The organism is Brachybacterium sp. p3-SID1565, assembly GCF_025143785.1.
GTDB lineage: Bacteria > Actinomycetota > Actinomycetes > Actinomycetales > Dermabacteraceae > Brachybacterium > Brachybacterium epidermidis.
In genome coordinates, this window is sequence record NZ_JAMBDS010000031.1 from 15671 (window position 1) to 35715 (window position 20045).

The following is a 20045-nucleotide window of genomic DNA, read 5'->3' on the forward strand; positions in this document are numbered from 1 at the left end:
ACCAGCGAGAACGCCGTCGCCTGAGAGCCGGCGGGCGGGCCGGTCGGCGGCTCACCCGCACCCTCACACCGCCGCGACGGGACGCCCCACGGGCTGCCCTGCCGCGGCGGTGGGTGTCTCCGGGGCCAGCTCCTGGTCCAGGAACAGGCTGGCCGCCCCCACCGCACCGGCCTCGTTGCCGAGCCGCGAGCTGTCGGGCTCCGCTCTCCCCTGCTGCCTCCACTCGGCCAGTGCCTCCCGGATCGGCGGCATCCCGTGCTCGCGCAGGTGCATCCAGGTCGGGCCACCCACGATGATGCGGTCGGGGTCGTGGATGCCCACCAGGATCTGGAGCGCCTCCCCGAGAGCGGCACCGTGCTCACGGATCACGGAGCAGGCCCCCGGATGCCCGGCACCTGCGCTCTTTCCGATGGCCTCCATCGCGTGCGGGACAGGAGTATCGGCAGGCAGGTGCACGCCTGCCTCGCGAGCCCGCTCCATGAGCGGCAGGGCGTCGGTGTAGAGGCTCAGGCACCCGTGCCTTCCGCAGGTGCACCGACAATCGGCGCGGCCGATGGGCAGGTGCCCGATCTCCCCCGCCTGGGTGGTGCCGCCGCGATGCACCTGCCTCCCCCCGCTCACGGCGGAGCCCACCCCGTGGCCCACGTAGATGTACAGCACCGTCTCATCGGAGGGCAGGTGCTCGGTCCAGATCTCGCCCGTGAGAACGGCGTTGGTGTCCTTGTCCAACAGGCAGGGCAACCCGGTGGCCGCCTGCAGGGCATCGACCACGGCGACGTTCCGCCAGCCCGGGATCCACGGGGGATCGATCACGACGCCGGTGGTCGAATCCAGCGCGGCCGGGGCCGCGATCCCCACGCCGAGCAGCAGCCGGCGGCCGTTCCTGCCCTGCCCTGGCTGCTGCGGCGGCCGCACCGCGTCGATGCGGGCCGCCAGCTGGTCGATGGCCTCCCCGATCTGCCGGATGTCCTGCGCTGGATCGGCGGAGGGCGCGGGGAGCCGGGTGCCGGCCAGCGGGCGTGCCAGCAGATCGCACACCACCACGGACACGTAGGCGGGATCCAGGTGCACCCCGATCGCAAGCCGCGAGTCGGCCACCACGCGCAGCAGCGTGGTCGGCTTCCCGCGACCGCTGACCTGTCGTCCCGCCGTCTCCACCAGCCCCTCGGCGAGCAGCCGGCGGGTGATCAGCGAGACGGCCTGCCGGGAGAGGTTGCTGCGGCGAACCACCTCGGCCTGTCCGATCCCCTCCGGGGCCTCACGGATCATCTGCAGCACGAGCTTCTCGTTGTATGCGCCGATGTCCGTCATCGACGAACCCCGCATCGCTCCTCCGTCCCTCGCGCTATGCGACCCCGCGCCTCCGCATGGCCGGCTGTTTCGGACGGGTGTCGGCGTGTTGTTGATTAAGTCCATCAGTGTGAGTAACGTACCTCACACGGGACGGCGCGGTCCCCCTCCTCTTCGGGTGGCCGCGCGGGCGCCAGCCCACCGTCTCCGCAGGTCCGCGCCGACGATGGCGCGGCGACGAACGGAAAGGAGCGCCATGAGCGCGAGCGCCACCACCGGGGGGACTCCGGGAACGGGGGCACCCGGGGCGGGGCCATCAGCGGGGATCACACCTCAGGCCGGCCCACGCGCCCCCGACCCGGACGGGACCCGCACACGAGGACGCACGAAGCTCAGCGGACGCGAGAAGCGGAACCTCCGGATGGGCCTGCTGTTCATCTCACCGTGGATCATCGGCGTCCTGGTCTTCGTGATCTACCCCCTGATCTACTCCTTCGTGATCAGCCTGACCCAGTACTCCGGGATGCAGACCCCCACCTTCATCGGCCTGCAGAACTACGTGAGCGCCATTGCGGATCCGCTGGTGCGGACCGCCGTGGGCAACACGGCGTACTACATGGCGATCGCCGTGCCTCTGGGGCTGGTCATCGCCCTGCTGCTGGCTTTGGCCATGAACCGCAATGTGCGGGAGGTGGCGCTGTACCGCACCCTGCTGTACCTGCCCTCGCTGATCCCGATGTTCGCGATGTCGTTCATCTTCATCGTGTTCGTGAACCCCCAGTTCGGCATCGTCAACCAGTTCCTGGGCCTGTTCGGGATGCCGGACACCAACCTGCTGGGCGAGCCGCGGTACGCGAAGCTGGTCATGATCATCATGGCGCAGCTGGGTGCCGGCAATGCGGCGCTCATCTACCTGGCGGGCCTGCGGAACATCCCCGAGACCCTTTATGAGGCCGCCCGCATCGACGGCGCCTCCCGGTTCCGGCAGTTCCTCTCGATCACCATCCCGCTGCTGACCCCCACGATCCTGTTCAACCTGATCACGGGAGTCTCCGGCGCCATGATGGTGTTCACCGAGGCCTACATCATGACCAACGGCGGTCCGGACAACTCGACCCTGTTCTACATGCTGTACCTGTACCGCAACGCCTTCTCCTACGGTCAGCTGGGCTATGCCTCTGCCCTTGCGGTGCTCCTGTTCCTGTTCGGCATGCTGCTGGCAGGGCTCATCTACTGGCTCTCCCGCCGGTTCGTGAACTACGACGTGTCGGCCGGCTGAGGAAGAGGGGTACATCATGGCCATCAATCAGATGAGCGCCGGATCGCGTGCGCTCGACACCGGCATCAAGCTCAAGTCCCGCTCGAACTACGGGCGCAATCCCGACGGCTCCCGGCCGGGCCCGGTCAGCGCGTGGGTCTCCCGCATCATCATGATCGTGGTGCTGGCACTGTTCTCGCTGCCGCTGTACTGGATGCTGATCTCCGCGTTGAAGACGCCGGAGGAGCTCGCCCAGTTCCCACCCACCCTGTTCCCCACCGAGCTGCGGTGGCAGAACTTCGCCGATGCCGTCACCGTGATGCCGTTCTGGCTGTTCTTCCGCAACACCGTGATCATCACCATCAGCGTGGTGGTGCTCAGCGTGGTCTCGAACTTCATCGTCGCCTACGGGTTTGCCTGCATCGACTGGCCCGGCCGCAACAAGGTGTTCTTCATCGTGCTGGCCACGCTGTTCCTGCCGTTCCCGGTGACCCTGATCCCCATGTTCGACATGTGGGCGGGGCTCGGCTTCGTCAACACCTGGGTACCGCTGATCGCACCCGCCCTGTTCGCCGGAGGGTTCTTCACCTTCCTGCTGCGGCAGTTCATGCTGCAGACCCCGCGCGACATGCTCGATGCGGCCCGTGTCGACGGCGCCAGCGAGTGGTCGATCGCGTGGCGGATCGTGTTCCCCACGGCCCGTCCGGCGATCACCGTCATCGCCATCTTCTCTGCGGTGGGCACGTGGAACGACTTCATGGGGCCGCTGATCTACCTGCAGGACCAGTCCAAGCAGACGCTCTCCATCGGTATGCAGGTGTTCCGTTCCGTGAACTCGCAGGACATCCAGTTCAACCTGCTGATGGCGGCATCGTTCCTGGTGCTGCTGCCGCTGGTGATCCTGTTCTTCGCGTTCCAGCGCTACTTCATCAGTGGCATCACCCTCGGAGGTTTCAAGTGATCGATCGTCGAACCCTGCTGAGGGCCCTGGGCGCCGGTGCGACCGTCTCCGTCGCCGGAGGCTCGATCGTCGGCTGCACCAACCGTCCCGTCGGAGAGGACCGCGACCCGAACGTCGTGCGCGTCTGGGGCATCTGGGCCTCCGACGCCGACGTGGAGGCCCAGATCATCGAGGCCTTCACCGAGCAGAACCCGGACATCACGGTCCAGGTCTCCCAGGTGCCGTCCAACGGTCAGGGCGACGCCTCCAGCGTCATCACCGCCGTGCGCGGTCGCACCGGGCCGGACGTCTACTTCATGGACCGCTTCAACGGCGCCCAGTTCGCCTCGCTGGGGCTGCTCGAACCGATCGACCCGCTCATCGAGGAGTACGAGGACGTCAGCGTCGAGGAGTTCATGGCCGGGTGGGTCAAGTTCGCGACCGACGAGCTGTTCTACGACGGGCAGTACTTCGGCCTGCCGATGGACACCGACACCCGCGGTCTGTACGTCAACATGGGTCTGGCCAAGGAGGCCGGCATCGATCTGGCCCTGCTGGATCCGAACAACGGCCCCATGAGCTACGACCAGCTGTGGGAGATCGAGGAGCAGTTCAGCGTCCAGGACGATCGCGGAACCTATGAGCGGGTCACCTGGATCCCCTGGGACGATCAGGCTTCCCTGCTGATGTGGGCGATGGCCAACGGCGTGGAGTTCTTCGACAACCAGAACTGCCGGGTGCTGCTGGACAGCCCGCAGATGCTGGACGTGGCCACCATGTACCGCGGGTGGGTGGAACGACTGGACTTCCCCCGACTGGATGCGTTCAAGGCGACCTACCAGCCGCCGAACGCGCCGCCCACCCAGACCTCCTTCTTCTCGGACCGGCAGCTGTTCCAGATCTCCGGCCCCTGGGGCGTGCAGTCGCAGGCCGACTACAAGCCCGACATGGAGTACGCGGTCACCCACCTCCCGGTCCCCGAGGAGGGCGGCGACCCATTCACCTGGGCCGGTGGCTTCGCGCTGACCATGCCGAAGGGGTCGAGCATGTCCAAGGCCGCCTGGGATTTCTTCAAGTTCTATGCCGGCTACGAGGGGCAGAAGATCATGATGCCGCAGATCAGCCGCATCCCCACCAACCTGGAGACGGTGGCTGATCCGGAGGGCTGGAGCCAGGACATCCGCTTCTTCGTGGAGCTGATGGAGGTGGCGCTGTCGCGCCCGCCGCTGCCGGTGGGCACCAAGCTGTGGGACGCCATGTTCACCATGCAGGGCAGCCTCAACCAGGGCTCCGACACCCCGGAGAACCTGGTCCAGGAGGCCCAGCAGTACGTCGACCCCACCATGCAGCAGTTCTGCCCGATCGCTCTGCCGGAGGGCTTCGGAGAGCCCGACCCGAACTTCAAGCTGCCGAAGGACAGCTGAGCACCGGTACCAGGTGGCGCCCCGGTCGGCCGCCACAGGGTCGGCCGGGGCGTCTCTGCTCTGGGGCCCGCTCCGCCCGCCCTGCTCCGGGCCCGCTTTCCCCGCCCCGCGCTGGGCTCGCTCCCCCCGCGGCGCGCCGCGTTCCACCCCTCGACCGGGTTCCGCATGTCGTCCGGGGCGCGCGTACACTGAGCCCATGGACATCCGGTTGCTCCTTCCGTAGCCGCGTCGGATCAGGTCCGCCCTGGGCGGTCATCGACGCGGCTCCCCTCGCCTGTGCGGGGGTTTTTTCATGCCGGGAGCCGCCCGGCGGAGGAATCGACCACTTGCTGAAGGACGGACGCATCACCATGACCGAGGCACCGCACCGCTACACCGCCGCCATGGCGGACAGCATCGAGCAGCACTGGCAGCAGCGCTGGGACGCGGAGGGCACCTTCGCCGCCGTCAACCCGGTGGGCCCGCTCTCGGACGGCACGGACCCTGCGGACCTGCCCGAGAAGACCTTCATCATGGACATGTTCCCGTACCCCTCGGGCAAGGGCCTGCACGTGGGTCACCCCCTGGGCTACATCGCCACCGACGTGGTGGCCCGCCACCAGCGCATGCTGGGTCGCAACGTGCTGTACACGATGGGGTACGACGCCTTCGGACTGCCCGCGGAGCAGTACGCGATCGCCACCGGCACGCATCCGCGCATCACCACCGAGGAGAACGTGGCCACGATGGCCCGGCAGCTGCACCGCCTGGGGCTGTCCCACGACCCGCGTCGCTCCTTCGCGACCACGGACCCGGAGTTCATGAAGTGGACGCAGTGGATCTTCCTGCGGATCTTCGACTCCTGGTACGACCCGGACGCCGAGAACGCCGACGGGATCGTGGGCCGTGCTCGCCCTGTCTCCGAGCTGCGGGAGGGCCTGCGCTCCGGTGCCATCGATCCGGTCGCGCTGGCCGATCGGCTGAACATCGAGCTGCCGTCGGGGTGGACGGGCCGCTCCCCCGCCGAGGCGAGCGAGGTGGAGCTGGAGGAGCTGGTCGGCGCCTTCCGCCTGGCCTACGTCTCCGACACCCCGGTGAACTGGTGCCCCGGTCTGGGCACGGTGCTGGCCAATGAGGAGGTCACCGCCGAGGGCCGCTCCGAGCGCGGCAACTTCCCGGTGTTCAAGCGCCGCCTGCGGCAGTGGAACATGCGCATCACCGCCTACGCCGACCGCCTGATCGACGACCTGGACCGGATGGACTGGCCGGAGTCGGTGCGCTCCATGCAGCGCAACTGGATCGGCCGCAGCCACGGCGCGCAGATCGCCTTCCCCGTGAATGGACTGGAGGGCACCTCCGGCCCGAGCGGCGCTCCCGATGCGGTCGACGGCGACTCCCCCACCTTCGAGGTGTTCACCACCCGGGCCGACACCCTGTTCGGTGCCACCTTCTGCGTGCTGTCCCCCGAGCACCCGCTGCTGGCGGACGTGGGCGCCCTGCCCGCCGCCTGGCCGCCGGACGTCCCGGCGAGCTGGACCGACGGCGCCGCTTCCCCGCGTGAGGCCGTTGCGGCGTACCAGGCGCGCGCCGCGGCCACCGGCGAGGAGGAGCGCACCGGGGAGGGCCGCGCCAAGACGGGAGTGTTCACCGGGCTGACGGCGGTCAACCCGATGGACGGCCGCACGCTGCCGGTGTTCACCGCGGACTACGTGCTGATGGGCTACGGCACCGGCGCGATCATGGCGGTGCCCGCGGAGGACGAGCGTGACTTCGACTTCGCCACCGCCTACGACCTGCCGGTGATCCGCACCGTGCAGCCGCCGGAGGACTTCGCCGGCGGGGCGTGGACCGGGGACGGCGTGAAGATCAACTCCGCCAACGCCGAGATCGACCTCAACGGCCTGGACAAGGACGAGGCGAAGGACCGCGCCACCGCGTACGTCACGCAGAAGGGCTTCGGCACCGCCCGCACCACCTACCGCCTGCGCGACTGGCTGTTCTCCCGCCAGCGCTACTGGGGTGAGCCCTTCCCGATCGTGTACGACCTGGAGCAGCCGGAGGTGCCGATCGCGCTGCCGGAGTCGATGCTGCCGATCGAGCTGCCGGAGGTCACCGACTTCTCGCCGCGCACCTTCGACCCCACCGACGCCGACACCGAGCCGCAGACCCCGCTGTCCCGGGCCGGGGACTGGGTGGAGGTGGAGCTGGACCTGGGTGAGGGTCCGCGCCGCTACCGACGCGAGACCAACACCATGCCCAACTGGGCCGGGTCCAGCTGGTACGAGCTGCGCTACATCGACCCCACCGACTCCGAGCAGCTGGTGGACCCGGTCAACGAGCAGTACTGGCTGGGCCCGCGCACCCCGGGCGGCGTGGGCGGTGTGGACCTGTACGTGGGCGGCGTGGAGCACGCCGTGCTGCACCTGCTGTACGCGCGGTTCTGGCACAAGGTGCTGTTCGACCGCGGGGACGTCTCCAGCCAGGAGCCGTTCCACCGCCTGTTCAACCAGGGCTACATCCAGGCTTACGCCTACACCGATGCCCGCGGCGTGTACGTCCCGGCGGAGGAGGTGGTGACGGAGGCCGACGGCACCTTCACCCACCGGGGCGAGCAGGTCACCCAGGAGTACGGGAAGATGGGCAAGTCGCTGAAGAACTCGGTGGCACCCGATGACATGTACGCCGAGTACGGAGCCGACACCCTGCGCGTGTACGAGATGTCGATGGGGCCGCTGGACCTGTCCCGCCCCTGGGAGACCCGCGCCGTGGTGGGCTCCCAGCGCTTCCTGCAGCGCCTGTGGCGCCTGGTGGTCGACGAGGAGACCGGCGAGCTGCGGATCGGCGAGGAGCCGGCGCAGGCCGCCACCGCCAAGGCGGTGCACCGCACCATCGACGGTGTCAGTCGCGACATGGCCGAGATGCAGTTCAACACCGCGATATCCAAGCTGATCGAGCTGGTCAACCACCTGACCAAGGACGCCGGAGCCTCCGGCAGCACCCCCCGGGAGGCGCTGGAGCCACTGGTGCTGATGACCGCACCGTTCGCCCCGCACCTGGCCGAGGAGCTGTGGTCGAAGCTGGGCCACGAGCGGTCCCTGGCCCGTGAGCCGTACCCGGTGGCCGATCCGCAGCTGGTCAAGGCCGATGCCGTCACCTGCGTGGTGCAGATCAAGGGCAAGGTTCGCCACAAGCTGGAGGTGGATCCGGAGATCTCCGAGTTCGAGCTGGAGTCGATGGTGATGGCCGAGCAGCGGGTGCAGCAGCTCATCGACGGTCAGACCGTACGCAAGGTGATCGTGCGCGCTCCGAAGCTGGTGAACATCGTGGTGTGAGGTCCGGCCCGGCCAGTCGTGCCCCGTCCTGGCCGGCTCGAGGTTCCTCCCCAACGACCGGTTGTCCACAGCCCCGGGTCCGTCCAGGACCCGGGGCTGTGCTCGTCCCTAGATTCATCGCATGAACACCTTCTGGGGATGCGACACCACCGACATCGACCGATGGGCGGAGCTCGGCACCGGGCAGGCCGCCGCCCTCACCGCACTGCTCGATGACATCGCCGCCGCCGGGCCGGCACTGGAGTGGTACGGGCCGGACGCCCAGCACTTCCAGGCACGGCTCTCCGCCTTCCTGCTGGCCGGGTACGAGGCCGGGCGGCAGCTGAGCAGGTTCCTGGAGCTGATCCGGGCCGAGGGCAAGGAGCAGGAAGAGGCCAGCGCCCCTTCCGGGGGCACCGGTACGACCGGCGGCAACGGGCCCGCGGGCGGGCACGACGGCACGAGTCCCTCCGGAGCGCCAGTCACCGGTGTCCCGCATCCTGCCCGTCCGCTCAGCGGGCCGGGCTGGTCGAACCCGTTCGGGCCGCTGGCCCATCCGGATCCGGCGGGGCTCGGTCGCGTGCTGCGCGAGAAGATCAAGGACATCGACTGGCAGCCCCCGTGGTGGGATCCGGGCCTGCACCACCCGCTGGGCGGCCCCGGGGCTGGCGCGCCCGTACCCCGCTTCCCGGAGCCCTCCGGCGCCACCGCTCCGGACATCTCCATCACTGCGGACGGCCAGCCCGTGCGCTCCTCGGCCATCGGGCAGGTGCCCGTGCTCCAGCACCTGCAGACGGCCATGCAGGGCCACGAGGCTGTCGGTGAGGTGATCGGCTGGGCCGAGCAGGGCATGATCGATGCCGGCTACGGCCGCTACACGGGAGCGCTCGCCCCGGTGAAGATCATGCACGCCTCCTCCGGTGTGGTGCTCGGGGAGGACTCCGTGCTCGGTCAGGTGCTGGGTGGGGTGGATGCGCAGATCGGCAACACGTTCCACACCGCCGGCGCAGTCGGCGGGGCCCTGCAGGAGGGCGATGTGCTGGGCGCTGCGCGAGAGGCAGAGATGGGCCTGATGCGCCACGCCGAGTCCCAGATCGACATCGTCACGGCCACGCCGCTGCGAAGCATGGCGGGCTTCGCCTCCACCAGTCTGGAGGCCACTGCGGACGCGCTGGACCCGATCGCCCCGCCGGCCGTCAGCGACTCGCTGCGCGGCACGGCGGAGACGATCGACTCCCATGTGGAGGCCTGGGACGAGGCCACCTCGGCCCAGCGGTTCCTGGACCTGCGCTACCGGTATCTGCCGGCCCCGTGGGATCAGCCGGCCTGATCCGCCTCCCGGGCACCGCCGCCGTTGCCGCTGCCGTTGCCGTCGCCGGCCTCAGCTGAGTCCGGCTCGGCCTTCGGCTCGGGCACAACGGAGAGATCCAAGCCGGTGCCGTCCTCACGGGCGCTCACGACCACATGCTCACCGTCGTGGACCTCACCGCGCAGGATCAGCCGCGCGAGGGCGTCACCGATCTCCTTCTGGACCAGCCTCTTCAGCGGCCGGGCACCATACATCGGGTCGAAGCCCTTCTCGGCCAGCCACTCGGTGGCGCCTTGCTCCACGTCCAGGACGATCCGGCGATCGACCAGGCGGGCGGCGACGTCCGCGATCTGCAGCGTCACGATGCGGGAGAGCTCCTCACGGCGCAGCGCATCGAACATCACCACGTCGTCCAGCCGGTTGAGGAACTCGGGCTTGAAGGAAGCCCGCACCACGGCCATCACCTTGTCCGTCTTCTCCTCGGGGCTGAGCAGAGGGTCCTGCAGCACGTGGGCCCCGAGGTTGGAGGTGAGGATGAGGATGGTGGAGCGGAAGTCGACGGTGCGGCCCTGGCCGTCGGTGAGACGGCCGTCGTCGAGCACCTGCAGCAGCACGTCGAACACATCGGGGTGGGCCTTCTCGATCTCGTCCAGCAGCACCACGGAGTAGGGGCGGCGCCGCACGGCCTCGGTGAGCTGGCCGCCCTCGTCGTACCCCACGTACCCGGGAGGCGCACCCACCAGGCGCGAGACGGTGTGCTTCTCGCCGTACTCGGACATGTCGATGCGCACCATGGCGCGCTCGTCGTCGAACAGGAACTCCGCCAGCGCCTTGGCCAGCTCCGTCTTTCCCACACCCGTCGGGCCCAGGAACAGGAACGAGCCGGTGGGGCGGTTCGGATCTGAGATCCCGGCGCGGGCGCGCCGAACGGCGTCGGACACCTCGGTGACCGCGCGCTTCTGGCCGATCAGGCGCTTGCCGATGATGTCCTCCATCTCCAGCAGCTTCTGGGTCTCGGACTGCAGCAGGCGCCCGGCGGGGATGCCGGTCCAGGCACCCACCACCTCGGCGATGTCATCGGCGCTGACATGGTCGGCCACCAGGGGCCGTTCCCCCTCGCCGTCGCCGCTGGCCTCGGCCTCCTCCGCCTCGGCCAGCCGCTCCTTCAGCGCGGGGATGTCGCCGTACAGGATCTTCGAGGCTGCGGTGAGGTCGCCCTCGCGCTGGGCGCGGTCGGCCTGCATCCGCAGCTGCTCCAGCTGAGCCTTGAGATCGCCCACCAGGTTCAGCCCGGCCTTCTCCCGCTCCCAGCGGGCCGAGAGCGCGGCCATCCGCTCATTGCGATCGGCCAGCTGCGAGCGCACCGACTCCAGCTGCGCGATGCTGCCGGGGTCCTCGCTGCCGTCCAGCGCCATCTCCTCCATCTTCAGCCGGTCCACCTGACGGCGCAGGATGTCCAGCTCCTCCGGGGAGGAGTCCAGCTCCATGCGCAGGCGGGAGGCGGCCTCGTCCACCAGGTCGATGGCCTTGTCCGGCAGCTGTCGGCCGGAGATGTAGCGGTCCGAGAGGGACGCGGCGGCCACCAGGGCGGAGTCAGTGATGGAGACCTTGTGGTGCGCCTCGTACTTGTCCTTGAGCCCGCGCAGGATGGTGATGGTGTCCTCCACACTGGGCTCGCCCACCAGCACCTGCTGGAAGCGGCGCTCCAGGGCCGGGTCCTTCTCGATGTTCTCGCGGTACTCGTCCAGCGTCGTGGCACCCACCATCCGCAGCTCACCGCGGGCCAGCATCGGCTTGAGCATGTTGCCGGCGTCCATCGCGCCGTCACCGGTTCCGCCGGCACCGACCACGGTGTGCAGCTCGTCGATGAAGGTGATGATCTGGCCGTTGCTGGTGCGGATCTCGTCCAGCACCGCCTTCATCCGCTCCTCGAACTCGCCGCGGTACTTGGAGCCGGCCACCATGGAGGACAGGTCCAGGGAGATCAGCTTCTTGCCGCGCAGGGAGTCGGGGACGTCGCCCGCGACGATGCGCTGGGCCAGGCCCTCCACCACGGCGGTCTTGCCCACGCCGGGCTCGCCGATCAGCACGGGGTTGTTCTTGGTGCGGCGCGAGAGCACCTGCACCACGCGCCGGATCTCGGCGTCGCGACCGATCACCGGGTCCAGGCGGCCCTCCCGGGCCATCTCGGTGAGGTCCACCCCGAACTTCTCCAGGCTCTGGAAAGTGTTCTCGGGGTTCTGGCTGTCCATCTGGTTCATATTCTTCTCTCCTCCATACAGTCGCACCACGGCATCGCGCAGGGAGCCCGGCCTGGCACCCCGGGAGGTGAGCAGGCGGGCTGCGTCGTCCTTGCCGAGTGCGATGCCGATCAGCAGATGCTCGGTGGACAGGTAGGTCTTGTGGTCGTGGTCGGCCTCGCGTCTGGCCGCCTCGAGGGCGTCGAATCCGCTGCCGACAAACGTGGGGTTGGTGGCCCCGCTTCCGCTCACACGGGGCAGGGCCTCAACGGCCTCGGCGGCACGCTGCGCAATCTCCTGGGGGGAGGCACCTGCCTCCTCCAGGGCCGCGTAGGCAATGGTGTCGCGCTGCTCGGCGAGCACCCACAGCAGGTGCATCGCGCTGATCTGCGGGTTGCCCAGCTCGGCCGCCTTCTCCGCTGCCGCGGTGACGGCATCCTGCGAGCGGGTGGTGAACCTGAAATCCACGGTGCTCCTCTCCGGTGCGCTCGATGCGGGTGGGTTCTGGATCTGTTCTGCTCTCGATCTGGTGCAACGACACCGAAGTTGAGTCTATTCCGCTCAACCCTGGTTCCGTGCCGAGCGGATGACAACGGCCGCCCACGCGGCCGTTCCCACGAGCGGACCGGCACGGCATCCACAGTGGCTCAGAGGGGGACGTGTGCGCCGTCACTCCCCTGTAGCATCACAGTCGATCCACCCGCCGCAGCCGAAAACAGAGGCACCCATGTCCCAGCCGCCCCCTTCCTCCCAGGGCCAGTACATGTCCAACGGCAGGCCCCGCCCCGGAGCTGCCTCCCCGCCCTCGGGTGCGCCGTCCTTCCAGTCCCAGCCGCACTACCGCGACTACGGCAATCCCAAGGCGTACGACACCTCGGTGCGTCCCACCCACGGCCTCACCGCCGCACGCTACGCCCCGGCGCAGATCCAGCGTCCGGACCAGGCCCAGCCGCAGTCCGCCTGGGCCACGCAGACCCGCCGCGTGCAGGAGGTCTCCCAGCACGCCAAGGAGGTCCCGGTGGTGTCCATCGCGACCTGGCTGGCGCTGATCGGGATGGGCCTGTTCACGATCATCGTGCTGGGGGCGTTCTTCCTGAGCTTCGTGATGAATGCGAGCTCGAGCCCCATCTGGTGGCCGGTGACCGCGTTCCTGGCGGGGATCTCGCTGCTGGTGATCTTCGGCGTGATCCTGCTGGCGGACAGGTGGGACCCGCAGCCGATCCCCCTGCTGCTGATCGCGGTCCTGTGGGGCGCCGCCGTCGCGGCCGGCAGCAGCTTCTTGCTCAACTCCATCAACGGCCGGATCTTCTACGCCGTAGGCGGCGAGGGCTTCGCGACCTGGGCCGGTCCTGTCATCAGCGCCCCCCTGGTGGAGGAGACCACCAAGGGCCTGGGGCTGATCGTCCTGATGCTGCTGGCGCGCCGCTACTTCAACGGTCCGTTGGACGGCATGATCTACGGGGCGCTCATCGGCGGCGGCTTCGCCTTCACCGAGAACATCATCTACTACACCCGCATCCTCGAGGGCGCCGGTGCCTTCGGCGTGGTGATCCTGTTCGTGATGCGCGGGGTGCTGAACATCTTCGGCCACGCCATCTACACCAGCCTCACCGGCGTGATCATGGGGTACGTGGTGCGCAAGTGGGGCACCATCATCGGCCTGCTGTCCTTCCTGGTGGCCACCTGGCCGGGGATGTTCCTGCACGCGGTGTGGAACCTGTTCGCCGCGTTCGAGGGCCTTCCCGTGATGATCGCGATGTTCGCGGTCAAGGCGTTCATATCCCTGCTGTGGCTGATATTCATCGTGGTGCTGATCTGGGACGAGGCGCGCCTGACCCGGGTGCGGCTGGGCGACTACGCCAACCAGGGCTGGCTCACCCACGAGGAGGTGGACATGCTCGGTACCTGGAAGGGGCGCCGCGAGGCCAAGAACTGGGCCGCCCAGATGAACGCCAAGCCGCTGATGAAGAAGTTCATCCGGGACAGCGCGGACCTGGCCTCGGTGCGCCAGCGCCTGCTGGCCGATGGCGCCAACCCCAAGGTGGTCGAGCTCGAAGCGCGACTGCTGTCCAAGCTGCGCTCCAACCGCGAGGCGCTGCTGGCGGCCGCCCGCTGACCTCGGCGTGCGCGCGCGGCCCCAGGGCGGTCCTGGCGGCCCTGCGCACCTCACGCATCCGCACACGGTACTCGGCGCGGCCGGGGGACTCAGCTCTCCCGGCCGCGCAGTCTGTCCAGCTGGCGGCGCTCCCTCTTCGTGGGGCGCCCGGTGCCGCGGTCACGACGGGGCGGTGCGGCCAGCAGCTGCGGAGCCGGCTCAGGGCTGTGGTCCTCGTAGGCCTCCCGGGCGATCGGGGCCCCCACCCTCTTGGTGAGGATGCGGGCGACCACCACGATGCGCTCGCGCCCCGGCGATCGCACACGAAGCTCGTCGCCCACCGACACCTTCTGGGCCGCCTTGACGGGATCACCGTTGCGGCGCACGTGGCCTCCCCGGCAGGCGGCCGTGGCAGCGGCGCGGGTGGGGAACAGCCGTGCACTCCACAGCCACACGTCCAGCCGCACCGTGGCGGGCTCCTCGGCCTGACCCGGAAAGGTCGGTCCCGGGGTGCTCATGCCTCGTGCGGTGCGCGCACCAGCGGCCACGGATCGGCCTGCTCGAGCTGGGCGGCCAGGCCCAGCAGCAGGGCGTCGTCCCCGGCCCGGGTGGCACCGATGTGCACCCCGAAGGGCAGTTCGATCCCGTCGACGGCCTCGCGATGGATCGGCACGCTGATCGCGGCGCACCCGGTCATGTTCCAGGTGCTGGTCCACGGGGTGAATCGGCACTGGGCATCGAAGTCCTCGCCGCCGTCGGCGAGCTGGATCGTCTCGGGCAGGGCGGGGGGCGCGGCCAGGGAGGGCGTGAGCACCACGTCGAGCTCGCTGAAGGCCTCCCCGGTGCGGCGGGCGATCGTCTGCACCCCTGCCATGGCGCGTGTCAGGTCGACGCCGTCGTAGGTGCGCCCCTCGGCCCGCAGCCAGCGGGTGAGCTCCATCAGGAGCGGCTCGGCGTCCTCGGAGAGGTCGAGGGCGGCAGCGCCCACGGTCCACAGCGGCATGAAGGCGCGCCACTGCTCCGGAGTGAAGGGGGCCGGGACCTCCTGCACCTGGTGCCCCATGCCCCGCAGCAGCTCGACCGCGCGCTCCAGTCCTCGCAGCGCGGCAGGGTGGATCTCGGTGCGGGCGGCGAGGGGCTCGGTGAGCACCCCGATGCGCAGTGCCGATGGGGCGCGGTCGCAGGAGGCGAGGAAACCCTTCTGGGGGCGGGGGGAGGTGAGGAAGTCCCCGGGGCGTGCCACCGCGATCAGGTCGAGCCCGGCAGCGGCATCGCGCACGGAGCGGGCCAGCATCCCATCGGTCACCAGGCCCATGCCCTCGGTGCCGTGCGGGCCTGCGGAGACCAGCCCTCGCGAGGGCTTGATGCCCACGATCCCGCAGCACGCGGCGGGGATCCGCACCGAGCCTCCGCCGTCGGTGCCGTGGGCCAGGGGAACCACGCCCGAGGCCACGGCGGCGGCTGCCCCTCCACTGGACCCGCCTGCGGTGCGGCGCAGGTCCCAGGGGGTGCGGGCAGGTGGTCCGGTGGCGGGCTCGGTGTAGCAGGGGAAGCCGAACTCGGGGACGGAGGTCTTGCCGATGGTGACGGTCCCGGCGTCCAGCAGCAGCTGCGCCACTCCGTCGGTCACCTCGGCGATGTTCCCCTCCAGCAGCGCGGAGCCGGCCCCGAAGGGCTGACCGGCGATCTGGGTGAGGTCCTTGACGGGCAGGGGCACTCCCAGCAGCGGGTAGGCGCGCCCGAGCTGCTCGAGCGTGCCGCTGCGGCGGGCGTCATCGAGGGTGCGCGCGGCAGCCTCGGCCTGGGCGAGCGAGAGGTCCTCGAGCAGGTGGGCGAAGGCACCGACCTGTGCGCCCACCCCGCGGGCCGCCTCCAGGGTCTGTTCGGTGAGCTCGACCGCGTCGATCTGCCCCTGCCTCAGCGCGGCGGCCGTCCCGAGCGCGCTGCGCACCGTCATCGCGCCTCACCGGTCCGGTTCGCGGCCACCCCGCCGGTGCGACCCTCGCTCGCCGCACCCGCCCGACCCTCGCTGGCCGCGCCCGCCCGACCCTCGCCGGGCGCGCTGCCGGGCTCACCCGGCTCGTGCTCGAGCTGGGCGCGCACGTGCGCCACGATCCCCTCGGTGGCAGCGGTGATCTGCTCCCAGGCCGTCTCGAAGTCCTGCTCGTCGCCGTACCAGGGGTCACGGATGCCGGTGTCCTCCCCCACCTGCGGGTCGAACTCCCGCATCATGCGCTGCTTGGCGGCGATGTCCGCACCGGCCCGTCGCACCGGCTCGACGTGGTCGTGATCGAGGGTGAGGATGAGGTCGGCCTCCCGCAGCAGCTCCGGGTCCATCTGCCGGGCGCGATGGGAGGTGGTGGTGATGCCGTGGCGCTCCAGCAGAGCCGCCGCCCGGGGATCGATCGGATTGCCGACCTCCCAGCCGGAGGTGGCCAGTGATGCCACCTCGACCTGATCGGCCAGCCCGGCCTGTTCGAAGGCCTCGACCAGGGCGTACTCGGCCATCGGTGAGCGGCAGATGTTCCCGGTGCACACGGTGAGGATGCGGTAGGTCATCGCTCCGGTCCCCCGTCGGCCTGCGACGGCTGCGCTGCCTGCGCGCCGGGTTCGAGCAGGTCCCCGTACTGGGGATGGCGCTGGATCCATCCGTCGACGAACCAGCAGGTGGGGCGCACTGCGAGGCCGTGGGCGCGGGCCTCATCGAGGACGTGGCGCACCAGGGCCGAACCGAGGCCCTCGCCGTTGCGCTCCGGGGCCACCACCGTGGAGCGCAGGTCCCGCACGATCGCCGGCGCCTGCGCCCCGGCATCACCCGGGGCGGGCTCGTCCGCGTAGTAGAGGACGGCCACGACCTCGTCGCCGTCCAGGGCTTCGTACCGTTCCCTGCCCGCCTCGTGGACCAGGCGCACACCCTGGCCATCCGCGGAGGGTCCACCGCTGCTGTGCTCCATGCCGATCACGCTACACTGCCGTCCATGCCCGCGCCCCTGATCTGGCACATCACCGAGCTCGCAGCCTGGGATGCGGCGGTGCGGGAGGGCCGGTACACACGCTCCACGCGCGGTCGCAGCCTCGAGGACGTCGGCTTCATCCATGCCTGCTTCCCCGAGCAGGTGTCCATGGTGGCCAAGAACGTGTACCCGGACCAGCCCGGTGATCTGGTGATCCTGGAGATCGACACCGCCCGGGTCGAGGCGACCGGAGTCGCCGTGGACATCGAAGCGGACGACCACGGGGGCGACGGCTACCCGCACATCATGGGCCCGCTGCCGATCAGTGCGGTGCTGCGGATGCGGCGCACCAAGTGGATCGGCCGCGAGTTCGTGGTCGTCGCCTGAGACCACGGTGCAGATCCGACCGGCGAGGGAGAGCACCCTGCCCGCCCATGGCCGCGCTCGGAGACGGGACGGCCCCGCACGGCGTAGCATCGAGCATGGCCAGATCCTCGCATTCCGCCCGTTACCTCGACATCCACCCGGTGGACCCGCAGCCCCGCCTGGTCGACCAGGCCGTGAGCGTGCTGCAGGACGGCGGCCTGATCGCCTACCCCACCGACTCCTGCTACGCCCTGGGGTGCACCCTGGACGCTCACGAGCCGCTGGAGCGGATCCGGCGCATCCGCCAGGTGGGCAAGGACCACCACTTCACCCTGGTGTGCGCGGACTTCGCTCAGCTCAGCCAGTTCGTGATCGTCTCCAATCCCACGTTCCGCCTGGTCAAGAACGCCACCCCCGGGCCGTACACGTTCATCCTGCCTGCCACCAAGGAGGTGCCCCGCAGGATGGCTCATCCCAAGAAGCACACGGTGGGCGTGCGGATCCCCGATCACCGCGTCACCCATGCCCTGCTGGAGGCTCTCGGCGAGCCGATCGTCTCCTCGACCCTGCTGCTGCCCGGCCAGGAGGATCCCCCGGCCGAGGGCTGGGTGGTTCAGGACCTGCTGGGTGACCAGCTGGACGTGATCATCGACGCCGGCGAGGTGGGCATCGACCCCACCACGGTGGTCAACCTCGCCGGCGGTGAGGTGGAGGTGGCGCGCGTGGGCGCCGGGGATCCCGACCGCTTCTAGGCGACCGGCTCCCGCTTGCCGGACAGTGCGCCGGAGAACAGCAGGATGCCCACGGCGTAGATGGGGACCAGCCACAGCGCGTACCGCAGGGTGAAGGCATCGGCCAGGGCACCGATGATGGGCGGGGTGGCGAAGAAGCCCACGCGCGCCAGCCAGCCCACCACGGTGATGCCCACGCCCGGGGGGACACCGGGCATGTCGTCGGCGGCCCGGAACGCCGCCGGGAACAGTGTGGCGATCCCCCAACCGGCGGCGGCGAAGCCGACAAGTGCGGTCGCGGGCGTGGGCAGCAGCAGCGCAAGGCTCATGCCGGCTGCCGAGACCAGGGCGCCGATGCGGGCGGTGAGGCGGTCCCCCAGGCGGTCCACGACGGCGTCCCCGGTGAAGCGGCCGATGGTCTGGGCACCCTGCAGGGCCACGAACGCCATTCCCGCCATGAACGGGGTGACCTCGAAGGTGCTGTGCATGAACAGCGCGCCCCAGGTGTTGCCGGCATCCTCGGTGGAGCCCGCGAACACCAGCACCGCTCCGAGCGCCGCGATCAGACCCAGACCCCGCATGCTCATCCCGGCGACGCGGCGCCCCTGCGCCCCCTCGGACGAGGCATGGGCACCGGCGGGGACGTCGGCGGCGGAGGCCGGGCTGGGACCGGCCGCCGACTCGCGCTCGGTGGTGTCCGGGCCCGGCAGCATGAAGCGCAGTGATGCGAACGCGGCCGCGCCGAACAGCACCAGGCCCAGCACGCCCTGGACCCACAGGGGCAGGCCCACCTGGGCGCCGGCGGCGCCGAGCACGCCACCGGTCACGGCACCGAGCGACCAGAAGCCGTGGTAGCTGTTCATGATGGAGCGGCGGTAGCGGCGCTCGACCCGCATGCCGTGGGCGTTCATCGCGATGTCGGTGATGGCGTCCGCGGCGGACGCCATCAGCAGCGCTCCGGCCAGCCACAGCCAGGACCCGGCGGTGTACACCAGCAGGTGCGTGGTGGAGGCGATGATCTGCGCGGTCACCGCGACCCGGGCAGAGCCCCACCGCTTCATCAGCCCCGCGGCGCCCAGTCCTGCCAGCAGCCCTCCCAGCGGTCCCAGGCCCACGGCGAGCCCGAAGGCGGTGTTGCTCAGTCCGATCGAGTCCACCAGCTCGGGGTAGCGGGGCAGGATGGCGCAGAAGCTGAGCCCGTTGAGGAAGAAGATCAGGGAGACCGCCCAGCGGGCACGGCGGGCGTCGGCAGCAACCGGCGTGCGGGAGGGGGTGCGGGCGCCGGAGGAGGGAACGTTCACAGTCCACGATCCTCCGCCACGGATCGGGGCCGTCGCAAACATGCTCCGCACTCTGAGGTGCGGCGCAGATTCGGTCCGGGCACGGCCCACCGTAGGCTGGCGCCATGTCGACACACATCGGTGCCACCCCTGACCAGATCGCCCCCTACGTGCTGATGCCGGGCGACCCGTACCGCGCTCGCTGGATCGCCGAGACCTTCCTCGAGGATCCGGTCCAGTACAACGACGTGCGCGGGATGCTCGGCTACACCGGCACCTACCAGGGCGTGCGGATCTCCGCCCAGGGTTCCGGGATGGGCCAGCCCTCGATCGCGATCTACGCGCACGAGCTGTTCACCGAGTACGACGTCGAGGCGGTCATCCGGGTGGGCAGCTGCGGCGGCCTCTCGGACAAGGTCAAGGTGCGGGACGTGGTGCTGGGCGTGGCCGCCTCCACGGACTCCGCGATGAACGTGCCGCGCTTCCGCCACGTGAACTACGCCCCCGCTGCGGACTTCGACCTGCTGCGCCTGGCTGCCGAGGTGGCCGAGGAGCGCCTGCTGCCGGTGATCGCCGGGGGGCTCTACTCCGCCGACCAGTTCTACAACCCCGATCCGGAGGTCACCTCCACCCTCGCCGACTACGGCGTGCTGGGGGTGGAGATGGAGGCGGCGGCCCTGTACACCCTGGCCGCGCAGTTCTCCCGCCGCGCCCTGGCGCTGTGCACCGTCTCGGATCACCTGCTCACCGGGGAGGAGACCAGCGCCATGGAGCGCCAGGAGTCCTTCGAGGACATGATCGTGGTGGCCCTGGAGTCCGTGGTGCGGCTGGACCGCGACCGCGGCTGAGCCCGCCCGGGCCGCACGCG

The 20045-nt window shown here is 70.1% G+C and carries 16 protein-coding genes; 9 read left to right on the plus strand and 7 right to left on the minus strand.

Annotated elements, in window-relative coordinates; all coding sequences use genetic code 11:
• Positions 1-63 precede the first annotated feature (63 nt).
• Entirely contained in the window at positions 64-1326 is a 1263-nt protein-coding gene (locus M4D54_RS08685) for an ROK family protein (protein WP_193865763.1), read from the minus strand.
• Between the two features lie 385 nt (positions 1327-1711).
• Between M4D54_RS08685 and M4D54_RS08690 the strand changes: the two genes are divergently transcribed.
• The 5 genes from M4D54_RS08690 (at position 1712) to M4D54_RS08710 (ending at position 9532) form a co-directional block, all read left to right on the plus strand.
• Complete coding sequence (locus tag M4D54_RS08690; RefSeq protein WP_228019259.1) at positions 1712-2569, plus strand: carbohydrate ABC transporter permease; 858 nt, start codon at positions 1712-1714, stop codon at positions 2567-2569.
• A gap of 16 nt (positions 2570-2585) precedes the next feature.
• Complete coding sequence (locus tag M4D54_RS08695) at positions 2586-3509, plus strand: carbohydrate ABC transporter permease (protein ID WP_193865765.1); 924 nt, start codon at positions 2586-2588, stop codon at positions 3507-3509.
• On the plus strand, positions 3506-4912 hold the full coding sequence (locus M4D54_RS08700) for an extracellular solute-binding protein (protein WP_193865766.1): 1407 nt from the start codon (positions 3506-3508) through the stop codon (positions 4910-4912). Before M4D54_RS08695 ends, M4D54_RS08700 begins: the two co-directional genes overlap by 4 nt.
• A gap of 350 nt (positions 4913-5262) precedes the next feature.
• Positions 5263-8223 carry a leucine--tRNA ligase gene (gene leuS, locus M4D54_RS08705; RefSeq protein WP_193865767.1) on the plus strand — a complete coding sequence of 987 codons (2961 nt, stop codon included), beginning with the start codon at positions 5263-5265 and terminating at the stop codon, positions 8221-8223.
• Between the two features lie 121 nt (positions 8224-8344).
• Complete coding sequence (locus M4D54_RS08710) at positions 8345-9532, plus strand: hypothetical protein (protein WP_193865768.1); 1188 nt, start codon at positions 8345-8347, stop codon at positions 9530-9532.
• Here the strand turns inward: M4D54_RS08710 and M4D54_RS08715 are convergent.
• The gene (locus tag M4D54_RS08715) at positions 9520-12219 is read right to left on the minus strand and encodes an ATP-dependent Clp protease ATP-binding subunit (RefSeq protein ID WP_259890981.1); all 2700 of its coding nucleotides are present in this window, start codon (positions 12217-12219) and stop codon (positions 9520-9522) included. The two genes, M4D54_RS08710 and M4D54_RS08715, sit on opposite strands and share 13 nt — an antisense overlap.
• Before the next feature lie 259 nt (positions 12220-12478).
• On the opposite strand from M4D54_RS08715, the gene M4D54_RS08720 reads away from it, so the two are divergent.
• Positions 12479-13867: a PrsW family intramembrane metalloprotease gene (locus M4D54_RS08720; RefSeq protein WP_259890982.1), complete on the plus strand. Its 1389-nt coding sequence runs from the start codon at positions 12479-12481 to the stop codon at positions 13865-13867.
• A gap of 89 nt (positions 13868-13956) precedes the next feature.
• On the opposite strand, the gene M4D54_RS08725 is transcribed toward M4D54_RS08720, so the two are convergent.
• Genes M4D54_RS08725 through M4D54_RS08740 form a run of 4 tightly spaced genes read right to left on the minus strand, consistent with a single transcriptional unit; the run spans position 13957 to position 16800 of the window.
• A complete protein-coding gene (locus tag M4D54_RS08725) occupies positions 13957-14364 on the minus strand; it encodes an RNA-binding S4 domain-containing protein (protein WP_193865771.1) in 408 nt (135 codons plus the stop codon).
• The gene (locus M4D54_RS08730; protein WP_193865772.1) at positions 14361-15803 is read right to left on the minus strand and encodes an amidase; all 1443 of its coding nucleotides are present in this window, start codon (positions 15801-15803) and stop codon (positions 14361-14363) included. Before M4D54_RS08730 ends, M4D54_RS08725 begins: the two co-directional genes overlap by 4 nt.
• Entirely contained in the window at positions 15800-16405 is a 606-nt protein-coding gene (locus tag M4D54_RS08735) for a low molecular weight protein-tyrosine-phosphatase (RefSeq protein ID WP_193865773.1), read from the minus strand. Before M4D54_RS08735 ends, M4D54_RS08730 begins: the two co-directional genes overlap by 4 nt.
• Positions 16402-16800: a GNAT family N-acetyltransferase gene (locus M4D54_RS08740; protein WP_193865774.1), complete on the minus strand. Its 399-nt coding sequence runs from the start codon at positions 16798-16800 to the stop codon at positions 16402-16404. Before M4D54_RS08740 ends, M4D54_RS08735 begins: the two co-directional genes overlap by 4 nt.
• A gap of 24 nt (positions 16801-16824) precedes the next feature.
• Between M4D54_RS08740 and M4D54_RS08745 the strand changes: the two genes are divergently transcribed.
• Together M4D54_RS08745 and M4D54_RS08750 are read left to right on the plus strand one after the other, a co-directional pair.
• A complete protein-coding gene (locus tag M4D54_RS08745) occupies positions 16825-17187 on the plus strand; it encodes a DUF952 domain-containing protein (RefSeq protein ID WP_193865775.1) in 363 nt (120 codons plus the stop codon).
• Between the two features lie 95 nt (positions 17188-17282).
• Positions 17283-17918 (plus strand): L-threonylcarbamoyladenylate synthase, encoded by a 636-nt coding sequence (locus M4D54_RS08750; RefSeq protein WP_193865776.1) that lies wholly within the window; start codon positions 17283-17285, stop codon positions 17916-17918.
• Here the strand turns inward: M4D54_RS08750 and M4D54_RS08755 are convergent.
• Complete coding sequence (locus M4D54_RS08755) at positions 17915-19198, minus strand: MFS transporter (protein ID WP_259890983.1); 1284 nt, start codon at positions 19196-19198, stop codon at positions 17915-17917. The genes M4D54_RS08750 and M4D54_RS08755 overlap by 4 nt on opposite strands.
• Before the next feature lie 104 nt (positions 19199-19302).
• Between M4D54_RS08755 and deoD the strand changes: the two genes are divergently transcribed.
• Positions 19303-20025 carry a purine-nucleoside phosphorylase gene (gene deoD / locus M4D54_RS08760; RefSeq protein ID WP_193865778.1) on the plus strand — a complete coding sequence of 241 codons (723 nt, stop codon included), beginning with the start codon at positions 19303-19305 and terminating at the stop codon, positions 20023-20025.
• Positions 20026-20045 lie beyond the last annotated feature (20 nt).